Annotated in this window: 13 protein-coding genes and 1 pseudogene; 5 read left to right on the forward strand and 9 right to left on the reverse strand. The window is 74.2% G+C overall.

Annotated elements, in window-relative coordinates:
* Positions 1-273 precede the first annotated feature (273 nt).
* The 3 genes from ABZ576_RS11490 (at position 274) to ABZ576_RS11500 (ending at position 4,387) form a co-directional block, all read left to right on the forward strand.
* Positions 274-948, forward strand: coding sequence for a triacylglycerol lipase (locus ABZ576_RS11490; RefSeq protein ID WP_360738929.1), 675 nt, complete (start codon positions 274-276; stop codon positions 946-948).
* Positions 949-1,140: 192 nt separating this feature from the next.
* Entirely contained in the window at positions 1,141-2,844 is a 1,704-nt protein-coding gene (locus tag ABZ576_RS11495; RefSeq protein ID WP_360738931.1) for a GMC family oxidoreductase, read from the forward strand.
* A gap of 7 nt (positions 2,845-2,851) precedes the next feature.
* Positions 2,852-4,387, forward strand: a complete 1,536-nt coding sequence (locus tag ABZ576_RS11500; protein ID WP_360738933.1) for a patatin-like phospholipase family protein — start codon at positions 2,852-2,854, stop codon at positions 4,385-4,387.
* On the opposite strand, the gene ABZ576_RS11505 is transcribed toward ABZ576_RS11500, so the two are convergent.
* Together ABZ576_RS11505 and ABZ576_RS11510 are read right to left on the reverse strand one after the other, a co-directional pair.
* Positions 4,376-5,323: an alpha/beta hydrolase gene (locus ABZ576_RS11505; protein ID WP_360738935.1), complete on the reverse strand. Its 948-nt coding sequence runs from the start codon at positions 5,321-5,323 to the stop codon at positions 4,376-4,378. The genes ABZ576_RS11500 and ABZ576_RS11505 overlap by 12 nt on opposite strands.
* Entirely contained in the window at positions 5,320-5,877 is a 558-nt protein-coding gene (locus ABZ576_RS11510; protein WP_360738938.1) for a quercetin 2,3-dioxygenase, read from the reverse strand. The genes ABZ576_RS11505 and ABZ576_RS11510 overlap by 4 nt, the downstream gene beginning before the upstream one ends.
* 88 nt (positions 5,878-5,965) lie before the next feature.
* On the opposite strand from ABZ576_RS11510, the gene ABZ576_RS11515 reads away from it, so the two are divergent.
* Positions 5,966-6,409 (forward strand): MarR family winged helix-turn-helix transcriptional regulator, encoded by a 444-nt coding sequence (locus ABZ576_RS11515; RefSeq protein ID WP_360738940.1) that lies wholly within the window; start codon positions 5,966-5,968, stop codon positions 6,407-6,409.
* 221 nt (positions 6,410-6,630) lie between these two features.
* On the opposite strand, the gene ABZ576_RS11520 is transcribed toward ABZ576_RS11515, so the two are convergent.
* The 5 genes and pseudogenes from ABZ576_RS11520 to ABZ576_RS11540 all read right to left on the reverse strand — a co-directional run.
* A complete protein-coding gene (locus ABZ576_RS11520) occupies positions 6,631-7,935 on the reverse strand; it encodes a lanthionine synthetase LanC family protein (RefSeq protein ID WP_360738943.1) in 1,305 nt (434 codons plus the stop codon).
* A 142-nt stretch (positions 7,936-8,077) separates the two neighbouring features.
* On the reverse strand, positions 8,078-8,233 hold the full coding sequence (locus ABZ576_RS11525; protein ID WP_360738945.1) for a hypothetical protein: 156 nt from the start codon (positions 8,231-8,233) through the stop codon (positions 8,078-8,080).
* Positions 8,230-10,938 (reverse strand): lantibiotic dehydratase, encoded by a 2,709-nt coding sequence (locus ABZ576_RS11530; protein ID WP_360738947.1) that lies wholly within the window; start codon positions 10,936-10,938, stop codon positions 8,230-8,232. The genes ABZ576_RS11525 and ABZ576_RS11530 overlap by 4 nt, the downstream gene beginning before the upstream one ends.
* The gene (locus ABZ576_RS11535) at positions 10,935-11,909 is read right to left on the reverse strand and encodes a thiopeptide-type bacteriocin biosynthesis protein (protein WP_360738949.1); all 975 of its coding nucleotides are present in this window, start codon (positions 11,907-11,909) and stop codon (positions 10,935-10,937) included. The genes ABZ576_RS11530 and ABZ576_RS11535 overlap by 4 nt, the downstream gene beginning before the upstream one ends.
* A gap of 245 nt (positions 11,910-12,154) precedes the next feature.
* Positions 12,155-12,843, reverse strand: a pseudogene (locus ABZ576_RS11540) (alpha/beta hydrolase); the annotation flags it as partial.
* Positions 12,844-13,074: 231 nt separating this feature from the next.
* Here ABZ576_RS11540 and ABZ576_RS11545 point away from each other — a divergent pair.
* Entirely contained in the window at positions 13,075-16,212 is a 3,138-nt protein-coding gene (locus ABZ576_RS11545) for an amidohydrolase family protein (protein ID WP_360738951.1), read from the forward strand.
* Between the two features lie 29 nt (positions 16,213-16,241).
* Here ABZ576_RS11545 and ABZ576_RS11550 read toward each other — a convergent pair whose 3' ends face one another.
* Positions 16,242-17,330, reverse strand: a complete 1,089-nt coding sequence (locus ABZ576_RS11550; protein WP_360738953.1) for a DUF1996 domain-containing protein — start codon at positions 17,328-17,330, stop codon at positions 16,242-16,244.
* Between the two features lie 130 nt (positions 17,331-17,460).
* Entirely contained in the window at positions 17,461-19,635 is a 2,175-nt protein-coding gene (locus ABZ576_RS11555) for a discoidin domain-containing protein (RefSeq protein WP_360738955.1), read from the reverse strand.
* Between the last annotated feature and the right edge of the window lie 104 nt (positions 19,636-19,739).

A 19,739-nucleotide genomic window follows, 5' to 3' on the forward strand; every position in this document is an offset into this window, starting at 1 on the left:
CCCGGGCGGGCCGACGAATTGCGCGCACGCCTCTTGACCACCATCACCTACTGGTCAGTACGCTCACGTCACCCTCGATGACGCCGGTGTCCGCTCCCCATGTGCGACCACGGTGTACGGCCCTTCGGCGTGCCACCGCACGCCCGCAGGCACCGCTCCCGTCACCCGGGAGACGCCGCCGCGACGCTCTCCCCTCCCTCGTCCACCGCGCGCCGTCGAGCACTGTCACGCACCCGCACCCCACCCGGGAGTCCCCTCGTGAAGAAAACCCTCGTGAGCACGGCCGCAGCCGCGGCCGTCGCCCTCCTCGCCGTGCAGGCGTCCCTCCCCGCCCACGCGTCGGGCGGCTCCGGCTACGACGCGACCAGCAACCCCGTCCTGTTCGTGCACGGTTACACCGGTGACGGCAGCAACTGGAACACCATGGCGAACCGCTTCAGAACCGACGGCTGGCCCTCCTCCCACCTCGACCAGTGGTCCTACGACTGGCGCCAGTCGAACGCCACGACCGCCCAGCAGCTGTCCGCCGAGGTGGACCGCCTCCTCGCGGCCACCGGCGCCTCGAAGGTCGACATCGTCAGCCACTCCATGGGCGGGCTCTCCTCGCGCTACTACCTGAAGAACCTCGGCGGGACCGCCAAGGTCGACGCCTGGGTCTCCCTGGGAGGACCGAACCACGGCACCGACAGCGCCAACAGCTGCTTCGACACCTCCTGCACCGAGATGCGTATCGGCTCCGCCTTCCTGGCCGCCCTCAACTCCGGTGACGAAACGCCCGGTTCACCCCGGTACGCCACCTGGTGGTCGCCCTGCGACACGGTGATCAACCCGGACAGTTCCGTCTCCCTGTCCGGCGCCGCCAACACGCAGACCGCGTGCATCAGCCACACGGCCCTGATGACGGACGCGACGGTCTACGCCCAGACCCGGGACACGATCAACCGCTGAGCCGCTCACCGACCAGCCGGCCGGACCCCCGGCCCCCCGACTCCGGTGCACGCGCCGCGTGTCCGGTCCGCACCCTCGCGGACCGGGCCACCGGCCTCGGCATGCGCCGGGTGACCGGCTGCGTCAGAATGGGAGGACACGAACGTTTGCCTGTCCTGCGCAGGGGCTTGACGCTTCTCGGAGGCAGCCGGCATGGAATCCTTCGACGCCGTGGTGATCGGGTCGGGTTTCGGCGGCTCGGTCGTGACGGCCAGACTCGCGCAAGCACACCGGCGTGTCTGCCTGCTGGAACGCGGCAGGGCCTACGCGCCGGGTACGTTTCCCCGCGGGCCGCACGCGACCGCGTCGAACTTCTGGGCCCCGGACCACGGGCTGTACGGCATGTTCGACGTCTGGAGCTTCTCCGAACTCGACGCCGTCGTCTGCAGCGGACTCGGCGGCGGTTCGCTGATCTACGCCAACGTCCTGTTGCGCAAACCCGAGAACTGGTTCCCGCAGGACGACACTCTGGCGGGGTCCGGTGAGTACTGGCCGATCGGCTACAAGGAACTGGTGACGCACTACGAGAGGGTCGAGAAGGCGATGGGGGTGCAGAAGTACCCCACCGACCACGAGCCCTACCGGAGCACGCCGAAGACCCTGGCGATGCAGGAGGCGGCGCGACGGCTCGGCCTGGACTGGGACCTGCCGAACCTGGCCGTGACCTTCGGCAACCCCGAGGAGAAGCCGGTGCCCGGCGTGCCCGTCACGGGCGGCGAGGAGAACCGGTACGGAGTTCCGCGCTACACCTGCCGGCTCGTCGGCGAGTGCGACATCGGATGCAACTTCGGCAGCAAGAACACCCTGGATCTCACCTACCTCAGCACCGCCGAGAGGGAGTACGGCGCCGAGCTGCGCACCGGGTGTGAGGTGAAGTCCTTCACGCCCACGGCCGACGGGTTCGTCGTCTCGTACCTCGACCGGCAGTTGGACCGGGCGGACGGCGAACGGGACACGCCCGTGCCGCGCGTCGTACGGGCGACCCGGCTGGTCCTCTCGGCCGGGGCGCTCGGCACTCCCTACCTGCTGTTGCGCAACCGCAGTCGGCTCCCGGACCTCGGCCCCGCACTCGGAACCCGCTTCTCGGGCAACGGCGACTTCCTGGGATTCGTCTTCAAGGCCCGGGAACGACGCGGTGACCGGCACGCGCCCCGCCTGCTGCACCCCAGCTTCGGTCCGGTCATCACCAGTGCGATCCGCTTCCCGGACCAGCTCGACGGCGGCACCGGACGCGGGTTCTTCATCGAGGACGCGGGATACCCGGACTTCATCAACTGGCTGGTGGAGCAGAACGCCTTCACCGCCTCCCGGCACGTCCTGCGCTTCGTGCTGCGCAGGGGCTGGTCCCACCTGACCCGCAGCCCCAGGAGCGCGGTCGGACGCCAGCTGTCCGACGCCATGAGCAAGGGGCTGTTCACGGCCACCTCGCTGCCGCTGCTCGGCATGGGACGGGACATGCCGACCGGCCGGATGCGGCTACGGGACGGATACCTCGACCTGGACGTGGACACGGCCGCCTCGGACGCCTACTTCCACCGGATGAACGGCACGATGCGCGAGCTGTCCTCGGCGCTGGGCGGGTGCTACTCCTCGGACCCCCTGTCGTACCTCAACCGCCTCATCACCGTGCACCCGCTGGGCGGGGCCCCGATGGGCCGCACCTGGCAGGAGGGCGTGGTCGATTCCTACGGACGGGTGCACGGCTGTCCGGGCCTGTCGATCGTCGACGGATCGATCATGCCCGGCCCGGTCGGAGCCAATCCCTCGCTCACCATCGCGGCCCTCGCCGACCGCGCGGCCGACGCCGTCATCGAGGACCTGGACAGCGCACAACGACGACCGGGGGCAAGGCGGTGACGGACGGATGACGGACGGCCAGGGCACCGACGACACCCGTCGGGCGCTGATCCTCGCCGGTGGCGGGGTCAAGGTCGCCTTCCAGGCAGGTGTGCTCCAGGTGTGGCTCGACGAGGCGGGCCTGCGGTTCGATCACGCGGACGGCGCGAGCGGCGGCACGTTCAACCTGGCCATGTACTGCCAGGGCCTGAGCGGGCGCCAGATCGCCGACAACTGGCGGGAGATCCGCCCCATGAAGGGCGTCACCCCCAACTGGCCGCAGCTCCTGAAGGGCCCCTACGCCTCGTCGCTGTTCACGCTCGACGGGTACCGGCGGAACGTCTTCCGCGACTGGGGACTCGACTGGGAGAAGATCCGGGCGACCGACCGGGTCGCCACCTTCAACCTCTACGACTTCTCCCGCAACGAGCTGGAGGCGCTGACCGCCGACCGGATGGACGAGGACCTGCTCGCCGCCGCCGTGTCGCTGCCGATGTGGTTCCCGCCGGTCACCGTCGACGGCCGGGTCTACATCGACCCCGTCTACGTCACCGACGCGAACATCGGTGAGGCGATCCGCCGGGGCTGCGACGAGCTGTGGGTGATCTGGACGGTCAGCCGGCGGGGCCGCTGGTACGACGGTTTCGTGGCGCACTACTTCCAGATCATCGAGACGGCGGCCAACAGCCGGTTGCAGGAGTGGCAGCGGCGGATCGACGCCAACAACGCCGCCATCGGCGAGGGCGGCCGCGGCGAGTTCGGCCGTGCGATCACCGTCAGGACGCTCCAGTGCGAGGTCCCGCTCAACTATCTGGTCAACTTCAGCCGGGACCGCTTCCGGCAGGCCGTGGAACTCGGGGTGCACAAGGCCCGGGCCTGGTGCGAGGAGCAGGGGATACCGCTGTCCGCCCCGCTGCCGTGCCCGGCCGGCGACGGCAGCCGTCTGCGCTTCAGCGAAACCATGACCGGCGGGATCACCTTCGGTTCCCGGGCGCCCGGCACCCGTGCGCTGCGCGACGGGGGGCCGGGCCGGGAGCGACTGTCGGTGCACCTGACCGTGCACATCGACGAACTGGACCGTTTCCTCGCCCACCCCGAGCACCGGGCGACGATCACGGGGCGGATCCACTGCGAGGCGCTGGGCGGCCGGCGTGACGTGGAGTCGGGAACGCTCCACCTCCTCGTGGAGGAGGGCGACCCGCAGCACCTGCGCATGCGCTACCGGCTGTTCTTCACCGACAGGTCCGGGAACCCGCTCACGCTGAGCGGCTGCAAGACCGTGGACGAGGACCGCGGCGGCCGGCTGTGGGCCGACACCACGACCCTGTACACCCGGATCCTGCGCGGCACGGTGTCGGCCGCCGAGGAGGCGGACGCCGAGGTGGTGGCCACCGGAGTCGTGCGTCTTCGGCTGCCGGACTTCCTCCGCGAGCTGGCCAGCTTCCGGGTGCGGGCGGACACGGCCCGTGGCCGGGTGGCCGCACTGGGCCGCTTCGGCCGGTTCTTCGCCGGACGCCTCTGGGACGTCTACTTCCAGCGCGCCCTCACCTGGTCACCCCTCTGACGGCAGGGGAGCCGCGCCGGTCGTGGGGCCCGCGCTGACCGTGGGCTCCCGGGTGACGTGACGTACGGCGAACGACAGCGAGCGGGAGAAGACGTCCTCGACTCCGGCGTCGGAGAGCCGGTGCCAGCCGTGGTCGGCCCCGCCGACTGTCCACAGCTCCACCGGCGCGCCGGCGTCCCGGAGCGCCTCGGCGAGGGCGTGGCTGTGGGAGTGGTCGACCATGGTGTCCCGGTCGCCGTGGACGAGCAGGAAGGGCGGTGCGCCGGCGTGGGCCCGGGCCACGGGGCTGGCCGCGCGGGCCGCCTCGGGGACGGCGGCCGGGGCCGCGCCGAGCAGGAGGGCTTCGGGGCCGGCCGGGTCCTCGGGGGTGAAGGGCCCGCGCGGGGTGGTCAGATCGCTGGGCGCGTACCAGATCACGGCCGCGGCCGGGGGCGGGGTGGTGTGGGTCAGGGCCAGCAGGGACGCGAGGTGTCCGCCCGCGGATTCTCCCCACACCACGGTCCGCCGGGTGTCGACGGCGAGTTCGGGAGCGCGCAGGGTGAGCCAGCGCAGGGCCGCGCGCAGGTCGTCGAGCGGGGCGGGGAAGACGGCCTCGCCGCTGAGGCGGTAGTCGACGCACGCGACGGCGAAGCCGGCGGCCGCGATGCGTGCGAACGGTCCCGGCTGCCAGGAGCGGGTGCGCAGGCCCATGTCGTCCCGGCGCCCCCGGCGCCAGGCGCCGCCGTGGACGAACAGCACCAGCGGCGCGGGGTGTGCCGGGTCGGCGCGCGGCAGCCACAGGTCGAGTGCCAGCGGGCGGCCGCCCTCGACGAGGCCGTAGGGCACCCCGCGCAGCTCGCGGACGCCGGGCTCCCGCTCGTCGGCGGGCGGCAGCGCGGCGCGGTCGGGGTGGGGCGCGACGATCAGTTCCCGCACCGGGGGTTCGGTCGCCGTCACCGGGTGCGCCACTGGTGGTCGGGCAGGAAGCGCACGTCGTACCGGCGCGGGACGGTCGCGAACCTGCCGGGTTCGGGCACGACCGGTTCGGTGGGCAGGCCGAGCCGGTCGGTGGGAGCACCCAGGGCCTCGAAGAACCGCTCGAAGGTGCCGCCGGGGCCGGCGGCCACGCCGACGACCTGGCTGTGGTGCCGCTCCATGCGGTAGGCGTGCGCGCAGTTCTTGGGCACGAATCCGAAGTCGCCGGGGGTGAGCAGCTTCTCCTGCTGATCACCCTCGGTGTCCTCGACGAACAGCCGGACCGCACCGTGGGTGACGTAGAAGACCTCGTGGGTGTCGGGGTGCAGGTGCGCCGGGATGAGGTCGCCCTTGGGGCCTTCGACGGTGAAGAAGTTGAAGGTGTTTTCGGTCTGCTCGCCGCCCGCGTAGATGGTGATCAGGTCGCCGAAGAGATGGGCGCGGTCTCCTTCGCCCTTCTCGATGAAATACGGCTTCCCCGGCTCGGCGGGGATGCGTGAGGCCCGCCGGTAGCGGGTGGCGTACTCGATGGTCATGGGTTCGTTCCTCCTCGGACCGACCTAGGTTATGTCAGGTAGCCTGACATGAGAGGCTGTGGGCAGGCAAGCCGATCGCGAGGAACCGATGCAGTCCACCCACCGCAACCTCCCCCAGCTGCTCAGCGACGCCCGGCGCTGGTTCGACGACGGGCTGCTCGCGGCCCTGGAGGCGGCCGGGGCCGCACCCGTCTCGCCCACCCAGGTCCAGCTCTTCGCCGTCCTGGACGACCAGGGCACCACGGTGTCCGAGCTGGCCCGGCGCATGGGCGTGACCCGCCAGACCGCGCACCAGGCCGTGCACGGCCTGATCGCGGCGGGCTTCCTCGAACAGGTCCCCGATCCGGCCTCCGCCCGGCAGCGGCTGATCCGGCGCAGCCGGGACGGGCAGCGCGCCCACCAGCAGGCCGTCCTCATCCTGCGGCGGCTGGAGGAACAGCTCGCCGGACGGATCGGCCGGGAGCACGTCGACGCCCTGCGCGCGGCACTCGAAGCGCCCTGGGGACAGCCGCCCGCACCGGACTCCGCGTGAGGCCGGGCCCGCGGCGGTGCGCACGCGGGCTTCTCGCGTGCGCGCCGGCTTCACGCGTACGCGCCGGCTTCACGCGTACGCGCCGGCTTCACGCGTGCGCGTCGGCTTCACGCGTGCGCGCCGGCTTCACCCGACGCACCGGCCTCCGCGTGCGCGCCGCCGTCCTCCGCACGTACCACGTCCCTGCGGCCACACCGGGCGCGGTCAGGCGCGGTCGTCGTTCAGCGCAGCCCCAGGCAGGGCAGCCAGGCCCGCGAGGCGCCGTGGGTCGCGGTGAGCACGGCGCACAGGGAGCCCGCCGCTCCGCCCAGCAGTGCCATCGACTCCCCGCCGAGAGCCTCCACCGCGGGCAGGCGGTCCAGCACGTAGGCGAGCAGGCGTTCCTTGAGGCCGGCCGCGGCGGGCAGCCGGGCGTGACGGTCGAAGGCGTCGGCCACGGCCAGCACGCCCGCTGCACCGTGGCACAGGCCCAGGACGTCGGCCGGCCGGTCGCCGTAGAGGTGGAAGCCCTCGTCGTACCGTTCGGCGAGGGTGGTGAAGGCCGCGGCGGCCCAGGCGGCGGTCTCCTGGTCGCCCGTCGCGTCCGCCGCGTCCCACAGTGCCCAGGACACGCCGGGTGTGCCGTAGCACCAGGCCTGGCGGGCGCGCGGGCCGGCGGGCGGCGGCCCGTCGAGCCCGGCGCCGTCCCAGGTCCGGATGGCACGGGCGTCGACGAACGACTGCCGCCGCAGCCACCCCGTCGCATGCCGCAGCGCGGTCCGCAGGGCCGGGCCGGAACCGGTTCCCAGCGCCGGGCCGGTGTCCGCGTGCGGTGACTGCTGGGCCGGCTCGGGGTCCGCGGGCGGGACCGGGGCCGGGCCGAGGTGGCGGATCGCCGCGGTGAGCGCGGCGGTCACCCCGGCGACGCCGTGGCCCATGCCGGTGTTGATCCGCCCGTTCAGCCAGTCCAGGTGGGGATGGCCCGCATAGCCCGCCGTGCGCAGTCGCGGCAGCTGTTCGGTGTCGCACAGCAGGGCCAGGTGTTCCGTGAACGGCCGGAGCCGGCGCGGAGCCGGCCGGGCGCCGGCGCACAGGGCGAGCAGGATGCCGCCGGGGCCGACGATCAGGTCGTAGTCGGGGAAGGTGACCCGCTCGCGGCGCCACCCCCCGGCCGTCGCGCCGCGCACCAGGTGGTCTTCCAGCCGGTCGGCGACCGCGAGCAGCCGCGGCTGCACCAGCCCGCCGAGCCGCAGGCCCACCAGGGTTCCGGCCAGCCCTCCGTCGTACAGGCCGCGGTGCCCGGGCCCCCGGCCGGCGGTGCCGGCCCAGACGGCGACGGCGCGGGCGGCCGACTCCTCTGCCCCGGGCGTGCGGGCGCCGTGCACCAGGGCCGCCAGTACCGGGACGCCCGGATCACCGGGGTGCTCGCCGGGTGTGGCCCCGGCGGTGCCCTCCCGCCGCCGGGCGGACCAGGCGTCGAGCAGCCGCACCGCGACAGCGGCGACGTCGGCGTTCGTGTGCGGGGCGTCATCCCGGGTGAGCGGCATGGTCTCTCCTCCGAAGCGGCGGGACCGGTGCCCAGCCCCGCCCCGGGTGACCGGGGCGGGGCAGGGCGGGGCGGCCGCGCGCCGGGCGCGGACCGCCGGCCAGAGCTGCCTGAGCTGAGCCCTCAGGCCGCCTGATGGACCGTCAGCAGATCACCGCCGTGGCGCAGATGAGGATCGTGCACAGGCCGCTGCAGCCCTCCGTGTAGGCCTGCGTCGACGGCAGGCTGCTCTCGGTGATGCGCTCGTCCAGGTCGCCGATCAGGGCGTCGAGGTCGGCGAATTCGATGGATTCGTTCATGGTTGTTCTCCTTCACCAGTGGTGTTGGGTGTGGACCGCCCCGGGACCCCGCCTACGCGGACGGGTGTCCCGGGGACGTCTGGTCCGCCGCGCACGGCAGCGGCGGCGAGCGCCGCGAGCTCCTCGGCGCTGCGGTCGTACGGGAGTCGCAGCAGCAGTTGGGCGGCGACGGCGGCGCCCTTGTGGAGTGGATCGCGCAGTACCTCCCCGCCCGGGGCGGGAAGCATCTCCTCGACCAGCAGGTCCGGCCCGGGCTGTTGCGCGGTCAGCCGCTCCAGCAGCGGTACGGCGGTGAGCGCGGCGAAGTCGACGGGCACCGGTCTGCCCTGGGAGGTGCCCCTGACGAACGCGAAGCGGGGGAGCCCCGCGTCCAGGCGCCAGCCGTTCAGAGCGCGCACCTTCGCGAGATCGCCGTCACCGGGCCGCCACAGCCGCTCCCGCGGCACCCGCCAGCAGGCCGGGCTGACCACCAGGGTGCCGCCCACGGTCACCCGCGGCACCCGGCCCGGGCCGCGCCACGCCTGGGCCAGCCCGTCCAGGCGGATCACCCGCGACGCCGCGGGGTGACCGGTCGGCAGCAGCAGCCGCAGCAGCAGGTCGTAGGGGGGCAACGGGGTGCGGGTGGCGTGGTGGACGAAGAACAGCCGCTGCCCGTCGGCCTCGGCGAGGACCCGGTCGCCCGCCCGCCGCAGGGTGATCCGCTCCAGCGGCAGATAGCGGGCCGCCGGTCCGGCCGGCCCCTGGTACGGCGCCGAGTCCGGGTCGCCGGTCCACCAGCCGGTGACGACGGGCCGTCGTACGGCGTTGGCGGCACGCTCGGCCAGCGGCGGCACCAGCAACTCCACGAACCGGGCCCCCGTCAGCCGCTCCACGGCCGCGAGGAAGGCGCGGTGACCGCCCGGGCCGGGATAGGCGCCGTACAGGGTGTGCAGCGCGTCGGCGAAGCGGGCGTCCAGCACCCCCGCCGGCGAGGCGGTCTCCAGCACCGCCACGGGCCCGGGGCCCGGGAGCGGACGCAGGAGGCAGTCCAGGGGCCAGGCCGGCAGGGCCGTCGCGGCCGGTGGTGCCCCGACGGCGTCCAGCAGGCCGTCGTCCAGGTCCACCTGCTCGTCGTCGGCGTGCGCGGCCAGGTGGGCCAGCAGCGCCGCGTACCCGGAGCCCGGCGTCTCGGCGCGGTGCCAGCCGGCGTACCGGCGCGGGGCCTGCGGCGGGTGCGGGGGAGCGGAGCCGTCGGGCAGGTGCCGTGTGAGGACCTCGCCGAGCGGGCAGCCCTTCTCGTCCAGTTCCGCCAGCTCCGGCGGCAACGGCGGGGGTCCGTCGGGCGCGGCCCACCGGTCGGCCTCCCGTAACCAGGCCACCCGCGCGGCGATGCCCAGGGCCCACTGGACCCGCCCGGCGGCGGCCGCGGGGACCGAGGCGGTCACGGTGCGGTAGGAGTCGGTGAACCAGTCGTGACAGGCACCGGCCGGGTCCCCCGCCCCGGACTCCGCCGTCGCCTCCGGCCGGGGCCGCGGTGCCGGCCGGGGGAGGGTGCCGCGGGTCCGGACCTCCTCGGCGGTGGTCCAGCCCGTCGTACGGCGGCGGGGGGCGGCGCAGACCTGGAGGACGCCGAGGTCGAGCAGGTGGGCGAGGAAGCCGCGCAGGACGGCCTGGCGCGGTGCCGCCGCACGGATCGCCGCCGTGCCGAGCAGGGCCGCCTCGATCTCGCCCAACGGCCGCGGCCCCTCGGTCAGCAGGGCCAGCACGCTCTCCAGCGGGCGGGTACGCCTGAGCACGACCTCCCGCATCCGGCCGTGCTCCCGTGGGTCGATCGCCCAGCAGCGCAGCACACCGCTGCCGCTCGTGGGTCCCGTCGGCCGCAGGAAGTGCAGCGGGGCGAGGGCCAGCGGCGTCGCCGGGTCGGCCGCCCGCAGGTCGGTGCCGCTCAGGCGGGCGCGCAGCAGGTGGACGTTCTCCACCGCCTCGGCCGCCACCGAGCCGAGGACCGTACCGGCCGGAACGAGCCGCGGCACGCCGCCCCCGTCCCCGCCCCCACCGTCGGCCGCGTCCCCGTCGCCCCGCGCGGAGCCGACCGGCAGCAGGGCGACCTGCCCGGCCCAGCCCCGCGGGGTCGTCTTCGCCGCCGCCCGGCCCAGCACCCGCCACAGGTACGCTCCCCGCTTGCGCAGTGGTCTGCCGTCCCAGGAGCCGCCCGCGGCCAGCCGCCGGGCCACGTCCGCGGTGAACCCGGGCTCGGCCTCCTCCACCAGCGCGCGCATGACCGGGTCCGCGCACACCAGGGACCAGCCCAGCACCGCGACCCGCTCCCGGTCCCTCGCCACCGCGCGCTCCAGGTCGAGCAGGACGGCCGCCGCCGGCTCCGCCTCGCCGCACAGCCGCAGGGCCTCCTCGGCGAAGGCCCGCGCGGCCGGCAGACGCTCCAGCAGCCGGCAGTCCGCCGGGCCGGGAGCCGCCCCGGAGTGCAGCCGCCGGCGCAGAGCGAGCACGGCGCGACGGTCGGCGGCCGTCAGGTCCGGGTGCGGTACGACGGTGGCGCCCAGACCCTCGGCCAGGGCGCGAGCGCGTCCGGCACGCCGTTCCTCCTGCCGGGCGTGCGCGGCGATCCGGGCGAACAGCTCCGGATTGCCGGCCGCCGCCCAGGTGCGCAGGGGCATCCCGGCCACGCGCAGCAGCGCCGTGCCACCCGGCTGCCGGACCCCGTTCATCTCGGCGTCCCGTCACCGGCGAGGGCGTGGACCAGCAGGCTCTGCCGGGCGAGGGAGAGCCGGCCGCGGTTCCAGTGGAAGACGGCGTGATGGGCGGCGGCGCGGCGGGGCCCGACCCGCGCCTGCCCGGACTCGAAGTACCCGGTGCGCCACCGTTCGGCGGCCCGGAACACGGCGTCCCCGTGGGCCTCCAGTACCGCACGCCGCTCCGGTGGCACGGGCGCGAGCAGACCGTCACGTCCGGCGTGCCACGCCTCGGCGATGCCGGCGGCGGCGCGGCGGGTGTCGTCGTCCGGCGCCGGGCCGGCCAGCCTGCGCCCGGCCTCGTCCCGCACCACCTGCCAGACCCCGCGGTGCTCCCAGCCGACGACGCCCAGGCCCCGCAGCAGGTCGCTCAACAGCGCGAGGGACACCCGCCAGTCGGCCACCGGCCGGGCGGACCCACCGCCCTCGCCGTGGCCGACGTGATGGTCGAGCCAGGCCAGCGAGTCCATCGTGAACAGCTCGTGCACGTACCGCATCGACCGTGCTCCGCCGAACAGGTACGTCTCCGGCTCGTACACCCCGCACAGCGGCGGGCCCGGCCGCCCGTCCAGGTGACCGAACCGGCCGAGCAGCTCCTCGCGCAGCGCGTCGCCGTCCCCCGGTGCCGAGACCTCGAACCGGACCCGCAGTCCCGGCGGCTTGTGCATGAAGAAGAAGGAGCGCGCCCGGCCGCGGGCGATCAGCTCACGGGCGGTGTCGGCGAGCACCTGGTACGTCCGCGTCCAGGGCGGCGGGCCCGGCGCGAGACCGATCTGTACCCAGCCCGCCTCCGGTAAGTCGTCGCGCAGCGCGGACAGCCCCGCCGTCACGAAGGTGCGGCGTGCCGATGCGTAGGACGGGCTGCGGGAGTCGACCGGCACCGTTCCGAACGGTGTGTCGCGCGCGTCGCGCAGGCAGTCGGCAAGCAACTGTTCGACATCGAGCACGGTACCGCCTCCTGCCGCATCGGCCCCTTCACTCCTCCGATTTCCACACCTCCCGCCACCTGAAAGACAAAGGACAAATGCTCATATAATCAACGGGGTTGCGCCGGTGTGCACGCTCACACCCGCACGCCGCGGGCGCAACCCGCGCGCACAGCCGCAACACCGGCGCGCATCCCGCGCCCCGGACGCCACGCGCCGTCCGCCCGCCCCACCGCGCCGGCATCCGCGGCGCGCCGGGCCGTACGTCAGGTGCCGAGCGAGGCGAGCCAGCGGGTCAGGATCCGGTTGGTCTCCCGGGGGCGTTCCTCCTGGACGAAGTGGCCGCAGCCGTCGAGGACGTGCGAGCCGGCGAGGCCGGGCAGGGTCGTCGGGTACGCCGCGATGGCGTCGGCCAGCCAGGTGGTGGAGGCGTCCAGGCTCCCGCCGATGAACAACGACGGCTGGGTGACCGGGGCCCCGCGGAAGCCGGCCAGGTCCTCCCAGTCGCGGTCCACGTGCCGGTAGCGGTTCAGCGCGCCCGCCATGCCGGTGCGTTCGAACTCCCCGGCGTAGACGTCGAGGTCGCCTTCGCCGGGCCACGCCGGGAGCCGGCCGGCCGGGAAGCGGTCGCGCAGCCTGCCGTCACGGCCGACGAAGTGCGGGTCCGGGCGCCGGGCGCGGGCACCGTACCGGCGGACAGGGCGGCGTAGAACCCCGCGAGCCAGCCGCGCACGTCGGGCTCGATCTCCGCTTCGGCCCGGCCGGGCCGCTGGAAGTAGGAGACGTGGAACTCCTCCTCACCGCCCATCCGCGCGAAGACCTCGCTGGGCCTGGGGCCTCCGGGCGGTGTGTAGGGCACGCTCAGCAGCCCGACCGCGCGGAACACGTCGGGCCGGACGAGGGCGCAGGCCGCGGCGATGCTCGCGCCCCAGTCGTGCCCGACGATCACCGCCGACCGTGCCCGCCGCAGGGCGGTGGAGGCCCGGCGGCGGTCCCACGGCCGGTGTCACGTTCACCTCGGCCCCGCGGCTTCCGACCAGGCGTCACCCTTTCCGCCGCGGCCGCACGGGACGACCGTGTGACGGCCCCGGAGCGTCGTGCGGGCCTCTCCTGGGCAGTCACGGAACATGAGCGCCGGCAGGGTGGACGCGGGTCGCCCGGTGACGTGACGAGGGAGCCGACGACGATGGACTACGGCCGTTTCAGCCGCCGTGACCTCCTGCGGGCCTCCGCCGCCGGACTGACGGCAGCCGCGCTCCCGGTCACCTTCCCCGACGCCGCGGCCTCGGCCGGCGGGGAACGGGAGGTCCTGGAGTACCGCGCGTCGACCGGCGGTTCGGTGACGTCCTCGCCGGACGGGTCGGTGCTGGTCGCCGAGGTGCAGGGCGTCCTGTGGCGTGTGCCCCCGGAGGGCGGCGCGGCGCGGCGCCTCACGGACTGGCGGCTGGAAGCCACCCGCCCGGCCGTGTCACCGGACGGGGAACGGCTGGCGGTGGGCGGCTACCAGGGCGGCGGCTTCCACCTGTGGACCCTGCGGACCGACGGCAGCGGGCTGCGCCGAATCACCGACGGACCGTGGGACGACCGGGGCGTGGACTGGTCGCCGGACGGCGACCGGCTCGTGTTCTCGTCCGAACGCGGGGGCGACGCGGTGGCGGGGACGTCGTACGGGCTGTGGACCGTCGGCGCCGACGGCGGCCGGCCGGTACGGCTGACCGGCGGGGCCTTCGACGACTTCGATCCGGCCTGGTGGCCGGACGGGCGGTCGGTGGTGTGCGTCCGGGCCGCCCACACCGCCGGCGGCGGCACGGACGGCGGTCTGACGTTGGTCCGCGTGCCCGTCGACGGCGGCCGCGAGCAGGTCGTCCACCGCGTGCGGGAGGGGCGGCTGCTGTGCCCCTCGGTGTCGCCCGCCGGCCGGATCGCCTGTCTGTACCTGTCCGGAGGCGCCACCACCTCCCCGTCCCTTCCCCCTGCGCGGACGGCCCTCCTGATCGACGGTCAGGTCCTCACCGACGACGAGGACTTGGCGGCCGCCCCGCCGTGCTGGCTCGGGACCGACCGGATCCTGTACCTGGCCGACGGCCGCATCCGCATCCGCGCCCTCGACCCGCCCGGATCCGTACGGGACATCCCCTTCACCGCGCGGATGCCCGTCCCGCGAACCCGTCGGCGCCCCAGGTCACCCTCCCTGGACGCCGCCGGGCCGGTGCGCGGTATCCACCTGCCCGCCCTGTCCCCCGACGGGGACGGCGTGGCCTTCGTGGCGCTGAACGCCCTGTGGCTGATGCCCCTCGACGGTGCGCCCCGCAAGCTCGTCCAGGCCGCCGCCGTCCATCACGTCCAGATGCCCGCGTGGGCCCCGGACGGGCGGAGCCTGCTGTACTGCACCGACCGGGACGGGCTGACGGCCGTACGCCGGCTGCACCTGGACAGCGGGCGCGACGAGCCGGTCACCGGACCCGGCCGCCTGTACCCGGCGCTGTCCCCGGACGGCTCCCGCCTCGCCTGCCAGGACCTCACCGGGAACCTGCTGCTGCGCAACCTCGGCACCGGTGACGAGCACGTACTGGCCCGGCCGCTGGCCACCGACGGGCCGCCGGGCGCCCCGACGTGGTCGCCCGACGGCCGGTACGTGGCCTTCTGCGACCGCAACCGGCTCAACCACCGTTTCCGCGAGGGCTACCACCTCATCCGCGTCCTCGACACCCGCACCGGCACCGACAAACGGCACCTGCCGGCCGCCCACCAGTCCCTGTCCGACCGCGCCGCCGCCGGACCGGTGTGGTCGCCCGACGGCCGCTGGATGGCACTGGTCGCCGAATCGGCGCTGTGGCTGCTGCCGGTCACCACCGACGGCACCCCGGCCGGCCCCGCCCGCCGGCTCACGGACGAACCGGCCGACCACCCCACCTGGGCCCGCCGGACGAACACCCTGCTCTACCTGTCCGCGGGCCGGCTCCGGCTCCTCGACCACCCCACCGGGCCGGCCGTGTCCCCGCGCCGCACACTGCCCGTACCCGTCACCCACCGCCCGCCTCCCACCCGGCAGCGACTGCGTGTCCACGCCGGCCAGCTGTGGGACGCCACCGGCGGCGCCCCGCGGCAGGACGTCGACATCCTCATCGACGGCCGCCGGATCACCGCAGTCGAGCCCCACCGCGGCAGCCGTCCGGGCCGCCGGACCGTCGACGCCTCCGGGTACACGGTCCTGCCGGGCCTGTTCGACAGCCACACGCACCCCTACAGCGCCACCTACGGCGCCCGGCACAGCCTCACCGCCCTCGCCTACGGCATCACCACCACGGCCTGCCTCGGCGCCCCCCTGTACGAGGCGATCCGGTTGCGCGAGTCCCTCGCCTCCGGACACAGCACCGGCCCCCGCCTGCTGGCCTGCGCCGAACTGATCGACGGCGCACGCACCGCCTACTCCATGGGGCGCGCCCACCGCACCGGCGCGGGCGTACGTCGCACGCTGGAGCGGGCCACCGCCCTGGACGTCGACTTCGTCAAGACCTATGTCCGCGCCTCCGGGCAGGTCATGGCGCAGGCAGCCGACGCCGCCCACCGCCTGGGGGTGCCCAGCGGCAGCCACCTGTGCGCGCCGGGCCGTGCCGCCGGGCAGGACCTGACCACCCATCTGCAAGCCACCCAGCGTCTGCCCTACGGCCACGCCACCACCCCGGCCGGCCACATCCACCAGGACCTCGTCGAGCAGTACGCCGACGGCGCCTTCGCGATGATCATGACTCCGTTCACGGCGCAGTTCCTGCTCGGCACCGACCCCGCCCTCGCCGACGACCCCCGCGTCCTGACCCTGATGCCGCCCTGGGACGCCGCCACCGTCCGCGAAGGCGCCCGCACCCCGCCCACCGACGAGCAGCGGCACGCCCTGGCCACCGAGATCGCCGCCTACCGCCGGCTCGCCGCACACGGCGCCCGCCTCGCCCTGGGCACCGACGCGCCCTTGGTCCCCGCCGGCCTCTCCCTCCACCTGTCCCTGCGCGCCCTGCACCTCCACGGCTTCACCCCCGCCCAGGCACTGCACTGCGCCACCACCACCCCCGCACGGCTCTTCGGCCTCGAAGCCCACCTCGGCACCGTCCAGGCCGGAAGGATCGCCGACCTCACCATCGTGGACGGCGACCCCTTCACCGACTTCAGCCGCCTCCCGCACACCCCCCTGGTGCTGCGCGACGGCATCGTCCACTCGCAGACCGGCCTCCTCGGGGCCGGCGCCCCCTCCGGCCTCCCCGGCCCCGCCGGCTCCACCTGGCTGGACGTCGCGCACCACCTCCGCCGGGGTTCGTGCTGTCATGAATGACGACCGGCGGAGGCGGGCCGGCTCGCGGGTCAGGGCAGTCGGTAGTCCTGGTTCAGGGCGGCGCCCGCCTCCGGGTGCGTCTGGTCGTAGCCGCGGGCGTCGCACTGGAGTCCGCCCACGATGCAGTGGCCGACCATGGCCTTCAGGGTGCGTTCCTCCCACGCGTTGAAGAAGTCGTAGTGGAAGGAGTAGCCGCGGCCGCTGGCCAGGCGCACCTGGCTCATGTCGCCGTTGACCGGGAACGCCATCTTGAACTCGACCATCGGCACGGCGACCGGATGGCCGGCGGGACACATGTTGTCGTTGGTGCCGGGCTTGACGACCGGGTAGGCCATGTGGCTCTTGTGGTCCGGTGTGTCGAGGTACTTGCCGTCCCAGCAACTGGGGGCCTGGAAGCGGATGTTGAGCTGGACGTCGGCCCGGTCGGGGCAGCTCGCGGGGAAGTCGACGTTGAAGTAGCTGTCGCCGCATTCCCAGCCTTCGACGAAGCCGCGGTGGTGGCGGAACGCGTCGGCGTTCTGTTGGGGGTCGCCCACGACGAACCGCAGCCCCTTGGGGAACGGCCGCACGCTGGTGTAGTCGGTGACACCGGCCTTGTAGTAGATCGTCTGCGGGCCGACGGGCAGGATCTTGCGGTCGCCCTTGTACAGCGAGGGCATCCAGTACCCCGAGGCGTCGGCGGGTGCCCTGCACGTGGTGGCGCCGCCGTAGAGGGAGGCCGTGGTGCTGCCCGCGTCGGTCGAGGTGTTGCCCATGAAGGTGTGGTCGTGGGACGCGCCGGGCCGGCCCGGGTAGACGATCGGGTCGTCCGGGGCGGTGTGGGTGACCGAGCAGTTGGCCTGGAACTCGTGGAAGTAGCGCGCGGGCGGGGTGGCCGTGGACGGCACCACTCCGGTGACCTGCGGTACGGCCGGTATGTAGCCGTCGCCGTCCGGATCGTCGCCGGACGCCTGGGTGGACCCGGCCGCGGTGTGCCCGGTGTGGACGACGGCCGCCGCGGCGGGTGCCTCCCGACCGCTGTCGGTGGTGGCGCGGGCGAGGTTGCCGAAGCCGAGGGCGCCGGCGAGGAGGGCGGTGCCGAGGAGGAGTGCGGGGAGTCGCTTCGGACTCGATCTCATGGGAATCTCCTGCCCGTGCGGTGGGAAGAGGGCCCGCGCGCACGCACGCGTGCCGCGCGGGTGGTGCGATCGGTGCGGTGGTGGCGAGACCGTCCGGAGGACCTCGCCACCGTCGTCCGGGGCACGGCCGTCAGCCGTAGATCCCCAGCTCGTGCAGGGAGTAGCCCCAGCCCGTGCCGCGTGCCGTCAGCTGGAGGCGCACGTAGCGGGCCGTGGCCGTCACATCGACGGTGTCGACGTCGCCGTCTCCGGCGGTCGTGGAGTACACCGAGCGCCAGCCGGCACCGTCGTCCGAGACCCGCACCTCGTAGGACCGGGCGTAGGCCGGGTCCCAGACCAGCTGCAGCCTGCGCAGGGACTTCGACGCGCCGAGGTCCACCTGGAACCACTGCGGGTCGCTCCAGTCACTGGCCCAGCGGGTGTCCGTGCGGCCGTCGACGGCCAGCGCCGGGGTGCAGGGGCAGTCGCCGTAGGACTGCTGGGAGGAGGAGGCGGTCGCGGGCCGGTTCAGTGCCAGATTGGTCCCGCTCACCGGCGGGGCGACGACCTTGACGGACTCGGTTTCGATGCCGGCGTTGCCGTGACCGTCCTCGGCCTGGACGTAGACCTTCCACACGCCGAGCTGCTGGGGCGCGGTGACGGCGAAGTCGCCGTTCCCGGTCGCCCGCCACCGCGCCTCGACGAGCCGCTTGTCGCCGTTCGCGTAGTTGCCGCTGAGGAAGATCCGGTACGTGATCGGGTCGCCGTCCGGATCGCGGACGTCGGCGTGCACGGTGAACTCGCCGCCGGCCGGCGCCGAGGAGGCGGGGGAGACGGTCATGCCGCTGATGACCGGGGGAGTGCCGGCACTGCCCGCCGAGCCGGTGTACGCCTTCTTGACGGCGTAGTACGACAGCCGCTTCAGCCCGTCGGGCACGAGGTTGAACCAGACGCCGCCGAAGTCGTGCTCGGTGCCGTAGTGGAACAGAGTGGCACCCAGCGCCACGCCCGGGTGGCCGGTCACGCAGTTCCACGCCCGGGTGTAGCCGTCCGCCTTCTGCACGTCGGTCGGCTCGTCGGGGACGCCGTTGGCATCGTCGGGCACCTCCCACTCGCCGGCCGGTCCGGTCTCGGTGACGATGTACGGCTTGGTGTAGCCGCCGTCGATCCAGTCCTGGCGGACCTTGCACACGTTGGCGTACGAGTTCATCGCGTACAGGTCGAGGTCCGGGGCGTTGCGCTTGTAGTACGGCCACGCGCCGGTCCACGCGTCCGTGGAGGTCACCGGGTGGTAGGGGTCGATGCCGTGGATCCTCCTCGCCACCTCGTTGACGAAGGAGGTGTAGGCGTTGCGCTGGGCCTCCAGCTCGGCGCCGCCGTAGCAGTTCTGCAGCCCGAGGACCGACTCGTTGCCCACGTTCCACATCAGGGTCGCCGGATGGTTCCTGTAGGCGTCCACCCACTTGGCGAACTCGCTGAGCATGGTGCTCTTGTACGTCGTGTCCGCCACGTAGTCGACGCAGCCGCCGGCGCCCGGACCGCCGCCCGGCTGCAGCCAGAAGCCGTTGATCACGCGGATGCCGTTGGCCGCCGCGGCGTCCAGCAGTGCCTTGCTCGACGCGTCGGTGCCCCAGGTGCGGATGGTGTTGGCCCCCATGGCCTTCACGTCGGGCAGGTATGTGGGCCCGTCGGAGGCCGCCGGCCCCCAGGTCACTCCCTTCACGGTGTACGGCTGACCCCCCACCGTCAGCCGCCAGTTGCCCTGAGTGCCCTCGACCTTCACGGCACCCGTGGCGGGCGGCGGAGTGCCGCCTGCGGAGCCGTACACCTGGAACTCCCACAGCGAGTATCCGTATCCGCCGGCCCTGGCCAGACCCTGCATGCGGACGTAGCGGCCGGTGCCGGAGACGGTGAGGTCGTCGGTGCCGCCGTCCCCGCCGGTCACCTTGCGCACGGTGCGCCAGTCGGTGCCGTTGTCGGACGCCTGGATCTCGTAGTCCTTGCCGTAGGCCGCTTCCCACCTGAGCACGACACGGCTGAGGGCGGACACCTGGCCCAGGTCGACCTGGAGCCACTGCTGGTCGCTCCACTGGCTGGCCCACCGGGTGCCGGTGAGATCGCCGTCCACCGCGGCGGCGGCCGCGTAGCCGTCTCCCTCCTGTGAAGAGGCGGTGGCGGTCCTGCCCTGGGACAGCAGGGTGTCGGCCGCGTGCGCCCCGGGCGCGAGCGCGACGGTCGACACAGAGGTGAGCAGCGCGCCGAGGGCGAGGAGGAACACGCCCGCACGGCGGGGGACCGGGGCGGGGGTGGACGCGGGTCTGGGCACGGGGGCTCCTGACGGGTCGGGTCACCGAGCGGGGGAGGTGGTCACCGGCGGGGGGCGTGTCTTCCGCCGTCCCGTCCCGGTCGGTGGCGTGTGGGGATGCGGTG

It is taken from the genome of Streptomyces sp. NPDC013455 (genome assembly GCF_040632975.1).
GTDB lineage: Bacteria > Actinomycetota > Actinomycetes > Streptomycetales > Streptomycetaceae > Streptomyces.